This window comes from Streptomyces sp. NPDC001544 (assembly GCF_042894285.1).
GTDB lineage: Bacteria > Actinomycetota > Actinomycetes > Streptomycetales > Streptomycetaceae > Streptomyces.
The window spans coordinates 63,970-76,396 of the sequence record NZ_JBIAVN010000008.1; the positions used below are offsets into that span (position 1 = coordinate 63,970).

A 12,427-nucleotide genomic window follows, 5' to 3' on the forward strand; every position below is an offset into this window, starting at 1 on the left:
GCAGGCGGACGGGCGAGGCCGGGCACGGCAGGGCGGGAGCACAACGGTGATCCACGAGGTGGACGAGGTCCTCAAGTCCCTGCTCGGCGGTGGCGCGCTGACCGGTTCCGGTATCGACGTCGCCTTCGACGCCCCCACCCGTGACTGGGCCGCCCGCCGCAACGCGCCCACGATCAACGCCTATCTGTACGACATCCGGGAGGACGTGGGCCGCCGCCAGCGCGGGCACATCGCGGTCCACGACGAGCGCGACGTCGTGGTCAAGCGCCGTCAGCCGCCGCGCTGGTTCCGGCTGTCCTACCTGGTGACGGCGTGGACCAAGCAGCCCCGGGACGAACACCGACTGCTGTCCGCCGTGCTGGCCACCCTGATCCCGCGCGAGCTGCTCCCGCCCTCCGAACTGCCGGGCGCACTGGGTGCCCTGGGCATGACGGTGCCGCTGTCGGTGGCCGGTATCCAGACCGAGTCGCGTTCTCTGGCGGAGATCTGGTCCGCGCTCGGCGGTGAACTGAAGCCGTCCCTGGACCTGGTGGTCACCGCCCCCTTCCCGGCCTACCCCGAGTACGACGCCGGCCCGCCGGTCACCGAGGGCGCGGCGGTCCGCGTACGCGCCCTGGACGGCACTGCGGCCGGGGTGGAGGAACGCGCGCACCGTCCCCGGCAGGTGGCGGCGGCCCGGGCCGCCCGGAAGGCGGCGATGCGGCGCGGTGGGGCGGGCCGGGCGAAGTGATCACGTGGACCCCGGCGCACGACGTGACGGCGTCCGACCCGGCCGCCCCGCTCCTCGTCCGCCTCGCCGCCCTGCGCGAGCGGGTCGCCCTGCTGGTGGAGCACCGCTCCGCCGACGACCCCACGGCCACCGACCCCCTGCGCGGCCTGTACCTGTCGGAGGAGGCGGTGCGGCATCTGCTGCGCCCGGCACCGCAGATGCCGTCCGTCGCGCCGCCCGATCCCGCCGAGCCGCCGGACGACCGGCTGGCGGCCCTGTCCGTCCGGCTCGGTCTGACCGAACTCGACGCCACCCTCCTGCTCGTGGCCCTCGCCCCCGACCTGGACCGCACCTTCGAGCCGCTGTACGGCTACCTCAACGACGACGTCAGCAGGCGGCGGGCCACCGTCGCCCTCGCCCTCGACCTGTGCGGGATCCCCGCCCACTCGTCGGCCGCCCGGGCCCGGCTGCACTCGACGGCACCGCTGCCCGCGCTCGGACTGCTCACGGTGGAGGACCCCGAACGCCCTTTCCTTGGCCGCTCGTTGCGCGTACCGGACCGGGTCGTGGCGCATCTGCTCGGTGACGACACCCCGGACGCCGCGCTGGCCGGGCAGCTGCACCCGCTGCCCGCCCCTTTGACGCCGCACGACGAACCCGCCGACGGCGAGGGTGACTTCGCCCTCGCCGTGCACCGGCTGGCCGCACGGCTCGCCGCCGGTCCCCCGCTCGCCGCCTATCTCCGCGAGGGCCGGGAGGGCGACGGGCTCGCGTGTGTGGCCGCCGCGCTGCGATCGGCGGGCGTCCCCGCCCTGCGGTTCTCGGGCCCCACGGAGCGCGTCCCCGAGCTGCTGCGGGAGGCCCGGCTGGTCGGGTGCGCGGTCGTCGTCGACGGACTGCCGGATCAACCCGGCTCGCTTGTCCGGGAGTTGGTGGCGGCGTCCGATGTCACCGTACTGGTGGCCGGGCCCCGCCCGTACGACCCCCACTGGTGCGACCGCGACCCCCTCGTCCTGGAGGTGCCCCGGCGGCCGGCGGGGGCGGTGCGCACCTGGTCGGCCCTGCTCGGCGAGGAGCCCGGCTTCGACCTGGCGGCCGTCGTCGCCCCGTACCACCTGTCCGAGGACCGCATCGCCCGCGCGGCCCGCGCCGCCCAGGGCCTCGCCGGTTTCGACGGCGCCCCGCTCTCCCCCGCCCATCTGCGGCTCGCCGCCCGCCAGCAGTCCGCCTCCGGCCTGGAACAGCACGCCCGCCGGATCCGTCCCGCCGTCGACTGGTCCGACCTCGTCCTGCCCGACCGCCCGCTGACCCAGCTGCGGGAGCTCGCCCTGCGCGCCCGCCACCGCGACCGGGTCCTGGGCGACTGGCGGCTCAGCGCGGGCGGCGGGCGGGGCCGGGGCGTGCTCGGGCTGTTCGCGGGCGAGTCCGGCACCGGCAAGACCCTCTCCGCGGAGGTGGTCGCGGCCGAACTGGGCCTGGACCTCTACGTGGTGCAGTTGTCGTCGGTGGTCGACAAGTACGTCGGCGAGACCGAGAAGAACCTCGAGCGCATCTTCACCGAGGCCGACCGCACCGACGCCGTGCTCCTTTTCGACGAGGCCGACGCGGTGTTCGGCAAGCGCTCCGAGGTGAAGGACTCGCACGACCGGTACGCCAACATGGAGAGCGCCTACCTGCTGCAGCGCCTGGAGTCCTTCGACGGCATCGCCCTGCTCACCACCAACCTGCGCGCCAACATCGACGAGGCGTTCACCCGGCGCCTCGACCTGGTGGTCGACTTCCCCTTCCCCGACGCCGAGCAGCGCTTCGCCCTGTGGCGGCACAGCCTGTCCCACGTGCCCGGCGCCGAGGACGTCGAACTCGGCGCGGTGGCCGCCGGCTTCGAGCTGGCCGGCGGCTCCATCCGCAGCGCCGTGGTGACCGCCGCGTACCTCGCGGCCGGCCGCGACGGCCTCGTCACCAGCGCCGACCTCCTGGAAGGTGCCCGCCGGGAGTACCGCAAGGCGGGACGGCTGCTGCCGGGCGAGGGCGCCTGGTAACGGCCCCGCACGTGTGGTGCTGCCCGCAGTGGTGGGCAAGCCCCGCCGCTCTCGCGGCGGGGCCGTTCTCACACGGTGAGCTTGATGGCCTCGACGAAGCGGGAGTTGTCGAAGTGGCCGGCCGTGTTGAGGTCGGGGCGCGCGTTGTTGCAGGTCTGGCCGTCCCAGTCCTGGCCGCTGATCTTGACCACGCTGCAGGCCTGCCCGGAGCCGACGTTCCAGACGAAGGTCACCATGTACGGGTCGTTCTTCTTGGTGCTGCCGATGTAGTTGTCCTTGCCGTCGGCGACGATGGCCGTCCAGTCCGGCTTCCAGTTCCCCTGGCCGTTGGTCGACTGGGGGTTGTACACCATGGCGTTGCCGGCGGAACCCTGGACGCCGTACACGGCGACGTTGAGTGCCTTGACCGCCTTGCCCTGTCCCACCGTGCCGGCGACCGTGCCGTCGCACACCGGCTTCTGCCAGCCGTCGCCCTGGACGTAGGCGCGGTAGCAGACGTGCCGTCCACTGGGAACGTGCGCTGCCAGCCGGTGCACGGCGGTCGCCGCCGTGTCCGCCTTGGGTTTGGCCGTCACCGTGGCCTTGGCGCCGCCCCCTCCTGCCCCGCCGGACCCGCCGCCCGCCCCGGCGTCGGTGCCGGGTGCGGCGGCCGGCGGTGCGCTGGTCATGGTGGGAGCCGGAGGCAGTGCCGGCGGCGGGCTCGCCGAGGGGCTGGGTGCGAGCGTGGTGCCGGCCTCGGCGACCTTCTCGTCGGCACCGGAGGTCACGTTAGGCTTGTAGGCGATCCAGAGCATCACGAAGGTGACCGCGAGCGCCGTGATCACACCGAAGAAGGTGGCCAGCCAGCGCGGCAGGAAACCCCGCTGGACGTAGGTGCCCTCGACGGGCATCGGGTCCGCCCCGGACCGGAGCACGGACAGCGTGTACGGCCGCTGCTCCTTCGCCCCGAACCAGATGATCCTGCGCGGCTTCAGCGTCGTCTTCACGAACGCCGCCCGGCCGGGCTCGATCTGCACGTTGCTCGGATGGATGTCGTACGAGAGCTGATCGCCGTTGTCACTGCCGTTGACGGAGGCGGTGAGCTTCGTGTTGCCGAGGTTGTCGACAGCGAGGCGGGGACGCCCCCGGAAACGGCCCTTCACGGTCGGCGGCACCAGCTCCGCCCGGACCTCGGTGAACGGGGTGATGGTGAGGTTGCCCTCCGGGACGGTCGTCGCCTCCGGATGCTCGGTCGGCGTGATCCGCACCGCGTACGGGTGGGGACCGGCGGTGGCGTCCGGTGTGCGCGGAGGCGCGAACGTCAGCTCCACCGTCCCCGTCGTCCCCGGGTACAACCGCAGTGTCTGCGGCTCCACCGTCGTCCACGGAGCGATGGGCCCCACCGGTTCGAAACGGTACTCGTCGACCACGTCACCGGTGTTGCGCAGCCGCAGCCGCACACGCGTACTGCCACCCGGATCCACCGTCGCGGAGGCCGGTTCCAGAGAAGTCCACAGGCTCACGCCGCGACGCTAGTTGGGGCGCGGTGCCGGTGCAGCGGACGTATGGGCAGCCTTCGACGGCACAAGGGGCGGGGTGTTGCCCTCGCGGGCACCCTGCGGCGCCTCTCAGGTCCGCGGCGCCCGCGTTCCGGTGGCCGTGAGGATGAACTGCGCGTAGGAGTCGGCGTTCATCAGAGCCCGCCGGCCCATGGCGTACCAGTTCGGCTGCTTGGCCGGGGAGGGCTCGTCCTTGCCGGTGTAGGCGCCGGGGTCGCGCACGGCACGCTTGCCGAGCATCGCCGCGTCCCGCGCCGCCGCCTCACCCGGCATGATCGTGGCGAGCTGCGCCTCGTAACCTTCCTCCTCCAGTTCCTGGTCGTAGGGGCTGTACTGGTAGTCCAGGGTGCCGGCGAACCGGTGCGTGGCCTCGTGGATGACGTACCACGCGTTCTGGCCCAGCGGCGTCAGGTTGATCGGACCGGAGCGCCCCACGTCCATGGTGGGCAGGTCCTCGCTCTTCTGCTGGTTCGGGTTGAGCACACGGCCCGCGATGTCACGTGTGCTGGGGGCGACCCAGCCGGCGACGTCGTTCGGGGTGCCGGTGCCCGCACCGACCAGGGCGATCTCCGCGCCCGCCGAGTTCAGGCCGGCCTGGATGCGGCGCACGACCTCGATGATCCGGGGCAGGAAGGTCGCGATCTGCTGCGGCGTCGCGGAGCGGAAGGCGGGGAAGCCCGAGTGGAGGCCGGCCAGCAGCGCGCCGCCGGGGTTGCCGCCCGCCGCCTGCAGCATCGCCAGCACCGACGCGATCTTCTGCTTGGCCTCGACGACGGCCCGGCGGGTCCGGGACTCCACACCCGGGTAATCACGGTCCGGGATCGTCCCCTTCTTGGAGAACGTGACGTTACCGCTGCTGTGGTGCTCACGGGTCACGTCGTCGTACTTGTCACCCGGACGCGGTGTGACACCGGCGGCGACGCCCAGTTGAGCGGAGGTGCGGACGTCGGCGGGGTTGGTCTCGTTCTGCCAGCGGACCTGGGCGCCGCCCAGCGGGTCCTGGAAGCTGGAGCCGGGTACGAACTCCCAGACGGTGCGCTGGATCATCGGTCCGCCCCGTCCGGTCCCGGCCGCGGGCCGGGCCGCGGTGGCCGCCCCGGGGTCACGGACCGGCTGGACGGGCACGGGACCGCTCATCACCCGGCGGGCGTTCTCCACCGCGTGCCGTTCGCCCGCGTCGCCCTCCTCGGACATGCGCACCCCGAAGCCGGTGTCCGTGCCGGGCACGGGACCCGCCATCTGGTCCTCTACGTGGGTCAGCTCGTGCGCCCAGTCCTCCTTGGTCATGGTGCCGCCGTCCACCACGTTGTTCCCCGACGTGTACGCCTTCGCCTGCAACTCGGCTGCCGACTCCCGCGCCAGGGCGCCGGTGTGCACCCGCACGTGGCTGAAGTCGGCGCCGCCGAACCGGGCCTCCATCTCGCGCTGGATCGTCGGGTCCATCTTCTGCCCGGGGGATGCCAGCACCCTGTGCACCAGGGCGCGGCGCTGCACCGACGGCACGTGCCCGCAGCCCGCGTCGTGTTCGTGCCGTTCCTGCGCCACCGCGTGCGCCACGGCCGCGTTGCCCGCGGTCCGCTGGAGGGCGAGCAGGCCGGCGGCGGTGCCGCTCAACGGAGCAGGTGAGGCGACCGGTCCGGCGGGGAGCCGGGGAGCCGCGCTCGGGGTGGTCTGCTTGCGGTCCTCCGGTGCGTACATGAACTGCCTCTCGACCCTGCGGTGACGACGTCTGCCCGGCCGGCATCCCACTGGCTGCGAGTACTCGGCATCCTCTACGGGTACGGCTCGGGGTGCGGGCGGACAAGGGCCGGAAGGGCAGCCCCCGGGGCACTCCGGAGCCGGAGCTGCCCCATCGGGCACGTGCGCGGGCAACGGCGGTGCCCCCGGAAGGGAACCGGCGGCCGTTTCCCGGGGTGCCGCGCGCGCGTGAGGCTGGGGGGCGTTCCTGTCTCGTACCCCGAGGAGAGCAGAGCATGCCGTCCTACCTGTCGCCCGGCGTCTACGTCGAGGAGGTGGCCAGCGGCTCGCGCCCCATCGAGGGGGTGGGCACGTCGGTCGCGGCCTTCGTGGGGCTCGCGCCGACCGGTCCGCTGAACGAGCCGACACTGGTCACCAACTGGAGCCAGTACGTCGCCTCCTTCGGCGAGTTCACCGAGGGGTACTACCTCGCGCACTCCGTCTACGGCTTCTTCAACAACGGCGGAACGGCCGCCTACGTGGTCCGCGTCGGCGGCTCCGCCGAAGGCGCCCCCGTCGACGGCACGGCCGGCACCGCCCCCGCCGCCGTGACCGGCTCCCCGGCTCCCGCCGCACTGCCGGCGGCCGAGCCGCGACAGCTCGGCACGTTCACCGTGACGGCCATCGCCCCGGGCAGCAGCGGCTCGCTCAGCGTCGAGGTCGCCGACCCGGAGGGCGAGGGGCCGGCCGAGCGGTTCCGGCTCATCGTCAAGGACGGCGACAAGCCCGTCGAGAGTTTCGACGTGACCGCCAAGAAGGGCGGCCGCAACTACGTCGTCACCCAGGTCAAGGAACGCTCCAAGCTCATCACCGTCACCGAGGCCGCGCCGGCCGCGCAACTGGCCCGCCCGGACAACCAGACGGTGGCCCTCCCCTCCCCGGCCGCCGCCCCCGCCGTACCGTCCTCGGACGCGTCGGACGAGTCGCACCCCGGCCCGGCGACGTACCTCGGCGACTCCGCCGACCGCACCGGCTTCGGTGGCCTGGAGGCGATCGACGAGGTCTCCATGGTCGCGGTGCCCGACCTGATGGCCGCCTACCAGCGGGGCGCGATCGACCTGGAGGCCGTCAAGGCGGTCCAGCTCGGCCTGATCGCGCACTGCGAGCTGATGGGCGACCGCGTCGCGATCATCGACCCGCCGCCGAGCATGAACGCCCGTCAGATCCGGGTCTGGCGGCAGGAGACGGCGGGCTACGACTCCAAGTACGCGGCCCTGTACTACCCGTGGATCAAGTCCTTCGACCCGGCGAGCGGCCAGTCCCGGCTGGTCCCGCCGAGCGGTCACGTCGCCGGTGTCTGGGCCCGCAACGACTCCGAGCGCGGCGTCCACAAGGCGCCCGCCAACGAGGTGGTGCGCGGCGCGGTCGACCTGGAGATCCAGATCACCCGCGGAGAGCAGGACCTGCTCAACCCGATCGGCGTCAACTGCATCCGCGCCTTCCCCGGCCGCGGCATCCGGGTGTGGGGCGCGCGCACGCTGTCCTCCGACCCGGCCTGGCGGTACCTGAACATCCGCCGGTACTTCAACTACCTGGAGGAGTCGATCCTCATCGGCACCCAGTGGGTGGTGTTCGAGCCGAACGACCACGCCCTGTGGGCCCGTATCCGGCGCAACATCTCGGCGTTCCTGGTCAACGAGTGGCGCAGCGGCGCCCTGTTCGGCCAGCGGCCCGAGGAGGCGTACTACGTCAAGTGTGACGAGGAGACCAACCCGCCGGAGTCGGTCGACGTCGGCCGGGTCGTCTGCGAGATCGGCATCGCGCCGGTCAAGCCCGCCGAGTTCGTGATCTTCCGGCTGGCGCAGTTCTCCAGCGGCAACGGGGAGTTGGAGGAGTAGGCACCGCCGTCGCCTCCGTACGCCCATTTCCAGATCCATAGAAGGACAGCGAGCACATGAGTCTCCAGCCGGGTGACGCCCTCACCTCACACAATTTCGGCCTGCAGATCGACGGCGTGATGGTCGAGTACCTGGCCGAGGTCAGCGGTCTGAGCATCGAGCAGGACGTCATCACTTACCAGCAGAACACTCCCAACGGCCAGAACGTGGTCAAGAACCTGCCGGGAGTGAAGAAGAACGGCACCTGCACGGTCGTCCGCGGTATGACCCAGTCGGCCTCGTTCACCCAGTGGATCAACGAGTCGATCTCGGGCCAGATGACGACGGCCCGCAAGAACGCGTCGATCATCATGATGGACTTCCAGAACAACCCGGTGAAGCGCTACCACCTGCGCAACGCCTGGTGCAACAAGATCGACGCGAGCACGGTGAAGGCCGGTGAGGCGTCCGCCCTCACCGAGACGGTGACCATCGCGTTCGAAGAACTGGTCATCGAGTAATGCGGCGTACGGCTGCCAGGTCCGGCGGCGCCGTCTCCTACACCGGCGCGGAGGCGCCGGGGGCGGAGGCGGGTGCGGTGGCGGATACGCAGGCGCGGGGGCCGGAGCCGGTGCCGGCCCCGGCCCCGGGACCCGCCCCCGCGCAGCAACAGGAGTCACTGCGCACCGAGTTCCCCTTCCAGCTGCCGCGTGGGTACGTCGACGAGTCGGGCACCGTCCACCGGGACGGTGTGATGCGGCTGTCGACGGCCCGGGACGAACTCGTCCCGCTGCGCGATGTGCGGGTGCAGGAGAACCCGGCGTTCCTGTCGGTGGTGCTGCTGGGCCGGGTCATCACCCGGCTCGGCACGCTGCCCATGGTCCACGACGGGATCGTGGAGAACATGTTCGCCTCCGACCTGGCCTTCCTGCAGGACTTCTACCGCCAGATCAACGCGGAGGGCCACACCCGCGCCGCCGTGCGGTGCCCGCACTGCGCGGAGCCGTTCGAAGTGGAACTCGGCGGGAGCCGCCTGGGGGAATCGTGACGTACGCGACCGACCGGCTGCACGAGGAGATCGCGTACGTCGCCTACCACTTCCACTGGAGCCTGGAGGAGATCCTGGACCTGGAACACCAGGACCGACGCCGTTACACGGACCAGATCGCGTCCCTGGTGACGCGGGCCGGGGCGGAGGGCTGAGCGGTGGGTTTCCTGGACCGGTTCCGGAAGCAGGCGCCTGCCGGGGGCTCGGCGGCCCCTGAGTCGGCGGGCGGTGACGCGCCGGTGGGTGGTGACGGCCCGGTAGGTGGGCGGCCGGTGGTGGCGGCCTCCTGGCCGGTGCTGCCGCCGATCCAGCGAGCCATGGACCCTGGCCCGGCCGGGGTCTCCGATGCCCGGTTCGGGGGGCGGCTGCCGACGTGGCAGAACCCGTCGTTCATGGGTGCGGCGTCCCATGCGGTGCTGGACGGACGGTCGAGCGCGATGCTCGGCGGCACGTTCAGCTCGTCGGCGGCGCGTCCCGTCTCCGGCCTCGAACACCCGGCCGGTGCCCTGCCGTTGGCCGGCCCGGCCGAGCAACCGCCGGTGCAGCGCGCTCCGGTGGTACCGCTGCGGCTTCTTCCGCCCCGGGTGCCGGGGGACACGGGCAGGGGCCCGGGTACGGCTGCTTCCCCGCTCGCGCCGGCCCGCCCCGTGGGGACCGTGCCGAGCACCCCGTCAGGGTCGGCTCCGGGCGGGCCGGCCGCGTCCGCTCCCTCGTTCTCCCCGCCGCTGTCCGGCGGGGCGGGCGGGCAGCCGCCCTCGGTCCAGCGGGCGAGCGCCGGCGGCTCCGTGCCGACCGCGGTGGCCTCGGCTGCCGCTGTCACCGGTCCGGACGTCCCCGTGGTGTCGCCCGAGCCGCCGTCGGCCCCGGTGGCGCACGCGCCGCTCCCCGTCCCCGGGCTCCGGCTGACACCCGTCCCGGCGGCCTCCTCACCCCGGCCGGCGTCCCTCACGCGGGCCCGGGCCGGGGCCACCGCGGTGCAACGGCGGACGCTGCCGGCGGCACGGCGGCTCCCCATGCCCACCGGCGGCACGGCATCGGCACCCCCGAGCACCGAGGAGACCGCCGGCTCGGTGGGCGCCCCGGCGGACAACGGCCCGGACGGCACGGCCCACGACGCCGGAACCGGGCCCCCGGTGCGGCGACGCCACGCCACATCCGTGCGCGACGCGGCACCCGTGCCCACGACGGCCAAGACAGCGAACGGCCGGCCCACGCCCTCGACGGTCAGCAGCCCAGACGACGCGACCCCCCAGGCCGAAGCCGGTCCCACGGTCCAGCGACGCCCCACCACCCCCGACACCGAAGCCGAAGCCGCCCCCACCGTCCAGCGACTCACCACCCCCGACGCCGAACCCGGCCCCACCGTCCAGCGACTCACCACCCCCGACGCCGAAGCCCCCCGCACCGCGACCGCACCAGCGGTCCAGCGGCGACCTCCCGCGCCCGGAGCCCCGGCGGCAAGCAAGACCAACGGCTCACCCACGACACCGACCAACAACAGCCCGACCGACGCCCCCCACCCCACCCGAACCGGACCCACCGTCCAGCGACTCACCACCCCCGACGACGAAGCCCCCCACACCGCGACCGCACCAGCGGTCCAGCGGCTCCACGCCACCCCCACCAGCGCCCCCGGACCCGCGCAGACGACAGCCGACGCGCGGAGCGGTGCCGCAGCCGACCACACCCGAACCGGACCCACGGTCCAGCGCATCCAGGGCTCCCCCGCCGGCGCCCCCGCACCCGAACCGACCACGACCGCACGGCACGCGAGCACGGCGCCCACCACGTCGGCGCACGCCCGTCACGACGCCGGGGCTCACGCGCCCGTGGCCGTACCTGCTGACGGCGCCACGGTGGCACGGCGGACGAGCGGGGCACCCACGGCATCGGGCGACAGCAGCCCGGCCGTCGAGGCCGACCGCCGCGCCGCGGCCCCGCCCGGCGTCCGGAGGGCGGCGGCGTCGCCCAGCGAGGTCAGGGCGTCCGGTGACACGGCGGCCGGCACGGCGCCCGTACAGCGATCGCTGACCGGGGCCACCGGGACCACCACCGCCGCGCCCACCGACATCTCCGGGCCCGGGGCCGCTCCGCAGTCCCGTGGCGTGGAAACCGACCGCGCCGAGGTGCCCTCCGTCGCTGAGGTCTCCCCCGCTCCGCGCCGGCCGACGGCGGGCCCCGCTCCGGCGCCGCCCGTCGTCCGACGGCAGTCGGCCACCGACGGCTCCCGGCCCGGCGCCACGGCGGCCGATGCCTCCCGGCCCCCGTCAAAGGCCCCGGCCGGGCCCGCCCCTGGCAGCCGGTCCAGCGGGACGGCACCCGCCGTCCAGCGGCAACCGGCCACCGGGTCGAGCCGTCCGCACCGCACGGCGCCGTCCGATCCCGCCCGCGTATCGGGCGGCCTGGGGCGTCCGCTGACTGCCCGTCCCGCGCCCGCGCCGTCCGACGAACCGGCCGTGCCGCCTCCGTCGGGCGCCCGCCCCGCTCCTTCCGCCGACGTGGACGTCCCCCGGGCGCGGCCGGTGACGGCCGTGCAGCGGGCCGCGCTCCCCACGAACACGCCGACGCCCGCACCGGCCGGCCACACGCCCCCCGTTCCGCGGACCACGACGCACTCCGCCGACGCACCCACTCCCCCGCAGCGCCCGGCTGACCGCCCCGCCCGACCTGCCGCCGAGCCGACGCGGCGCTCCGCCGTGCCCGTCCAGCGAAGTGCGGCCCGCCGCAAGCCCCGCCCGGGCCTGGGTGCGCCCCTCTCCGCCCCGCCCTCCACCTCCCCGGACCAGCCCGTCCCGCCGGCCCCAGCCGTGTCGCCCACGCTCCGGGCCGCCCCCACCGGGGTCCCCGCGCCGGTCGTCCAGCGGACCACCGGGCACACCCCGTCCGCCGACGCGACGCCCCTCGGCTCCCCCGCTGCCCGGCCCGCCGACACCCCCGCGGCTCCCTCGGCACCTCCCGGCGCCACCGCGGTCCAGCGCCGGGCACCCTCCGCACGGCCCCTCGCCACGGGCGGCACCGCCCTCCCGGTAGCCCCGCTCACGCCGCCCCCGCCGCCCGGCACCGCCACACCCACCACCCCGGTCGCGCCTCTCCCCGTGGTCCAGCGCCTCGGGTGGGGGACGAAGAAGCCGGCCAAGAGCCCGGCCACCGGGGCCCTCGCGGCCGCCGCGGCGGCAACCGTCGCCGACACCCTGTCCAGGCCGCCCACCACCCGCAGGGCCGAGGCCCCGCCGCCCCCGTACACCCCCCAGGCCGGCTCCCCGCCCCCGTACACCCCGCGCACCCCGCCTCCCGGCGAACCGCCCCCGCCCGAGTACGCGGCCATTCCCCCGGGTGCCTTCGACCCGAGGGAGCTGACCGACTTCCAGCTGGACGAACTCGTGCACCGGATCATCGGCCGCATCACACGGCTGATCCGCACCGAACTCCGCCTGGACCGCGAGCGGATCGGCAAGCTCCGCGACCCCCGCCGCTGACCGCGTCCCGACGTCCGACACCGACCAGTAACACCGATCAGGAACGACAGAAAGGCCCACCCG

At 74.2% G+C, this 12,427-nt stretch carries 9 protein-coding genes; 7 read left to right on the forward strand and 2 right to left on the reverse strand.

What is annotated here, in order from left to right:
* Positions 1-46: 46 nt before the first annotated feature.
* The gene (locus tag ACFY0F_RS21385; protein WP_388796407.1) at positions 47-730 is read left to right on the forward strand and encodes a DUF4255 domain-containing protein; all 684 of its coding nucleotides are present in this window, start codon (positions 47-49) and stop codon (positions 728-730) included.
* Entirely contained in the window at positions 727-2,748 is a 2,022-nt protein-coding gene (locus ACFY0F_RS21390) for an ATP-binding protein (RefSeq protein ID WP_388796410.1), read from the forward strand. The genes ACFY0F_RS21385 and ACFY0F_RS21390 overlap by 4 nt, the downstream gene beginning before the upstream one ends.
* A 68-nt stretch (positions 2,749-2,816) precedes the next feature.
* Here the strand turns inward: ACFY0F_RS21390 and ACFY0F_RS21395 are convergent, their stop codons facing one another.
* On the reverse strand, positions 2,817-4,250 hold the full coding sequence (locus tag ACFY0F_RS21395; RefSeq protein WP_388796413.1) for a hydrolase: 1,434 nt from the start codon (positions 4,248-4,250) through the stop codon (positions 2,817-2,819).
* A gap of 105 nt (positions 4,251-4,355) precedes the next feature.
* A complete protein-coding gene (locus ACFY0F_RS21400; protein WP_388796416.1) occupies positions 4,356-5,984 on the reverse strand; it encodes a DUF4157 domain-containing protein in 1,629 nt (542 codons plus the stop codon).
* A gap of 275 nt (positions 5,985-6,259) precedes the next feature.
* Between ACFY0F_RS21400 and ACFY0F_RS21405 the strand changes: the two genes are divergently transcribed.
* From ACFY0F_RS21405 to ACFY0F_RS21425, 5 genes are read left to right on the forward strand one after another with little or no spacing between them, the layout of a single operon-like run.
* Complete coding sequence (locus ACFY0F_RS21405) at positions 6,260-7,861, forward strand: phage tail sheath family protein (RefSeq protein WP_388796419.1); 1,602 nt, start codon at positions 6,260-6,262, stop codon at positions 7,859-7,861.
* A gap of 56 nt (positions 7,862-7,917) precedes the next feature.
* Positions 7,918-8,361 (forward strand): phage tail protein, encoded by a 444-nt coding sequence (locus ACFY0F_RS21410; protein WP_132856017.1) that lies wholly within the window; start codon positions 7,918-7,920, stop codon positions 8,359-8,361.
* Entirely contained in the window at positions 8,361-8,888 is a 528-nt protein-coding gene (locus ACFY0F_RS21415) for a hypothetical protein (RefSeq protein WP_388796422.1), read from the forward strand. Before ACFY0F_RS21410 ends, ACFY0F_RS21415 begins: the two co-directional genes overlap by 1 nt.
* A complete protein-coding gene (locus ACFY0F_RS21420) occupies positions 8,885-9,043 on the forward strand; it encodes a DUF6760 family protein (RefSeq protein ID WP_167359181.1) in 159 nt (52 codons plus the stop codon). Before ACFY0F_RS21415 ends, ACFY0F_RS21420 begins: the two co-directional genes overlap by 4 nt.
* Positions 9,044-9,046: 3 nt before the next feature.
* Positions 9,047-12,364 (forward strand): hypothetical protein, encoded by a 3,318-nt coding sequence (locus ACFY0F_RS21425; RefSeq protein ID WP_388796426.1) that lies wholly within the window; start codon positions 9,047-9,049, stop codon positions 12,362-12,364.
* The last annotated feature ends 63 nt before the right edge of the window (positions 12,365-12,427 follow it).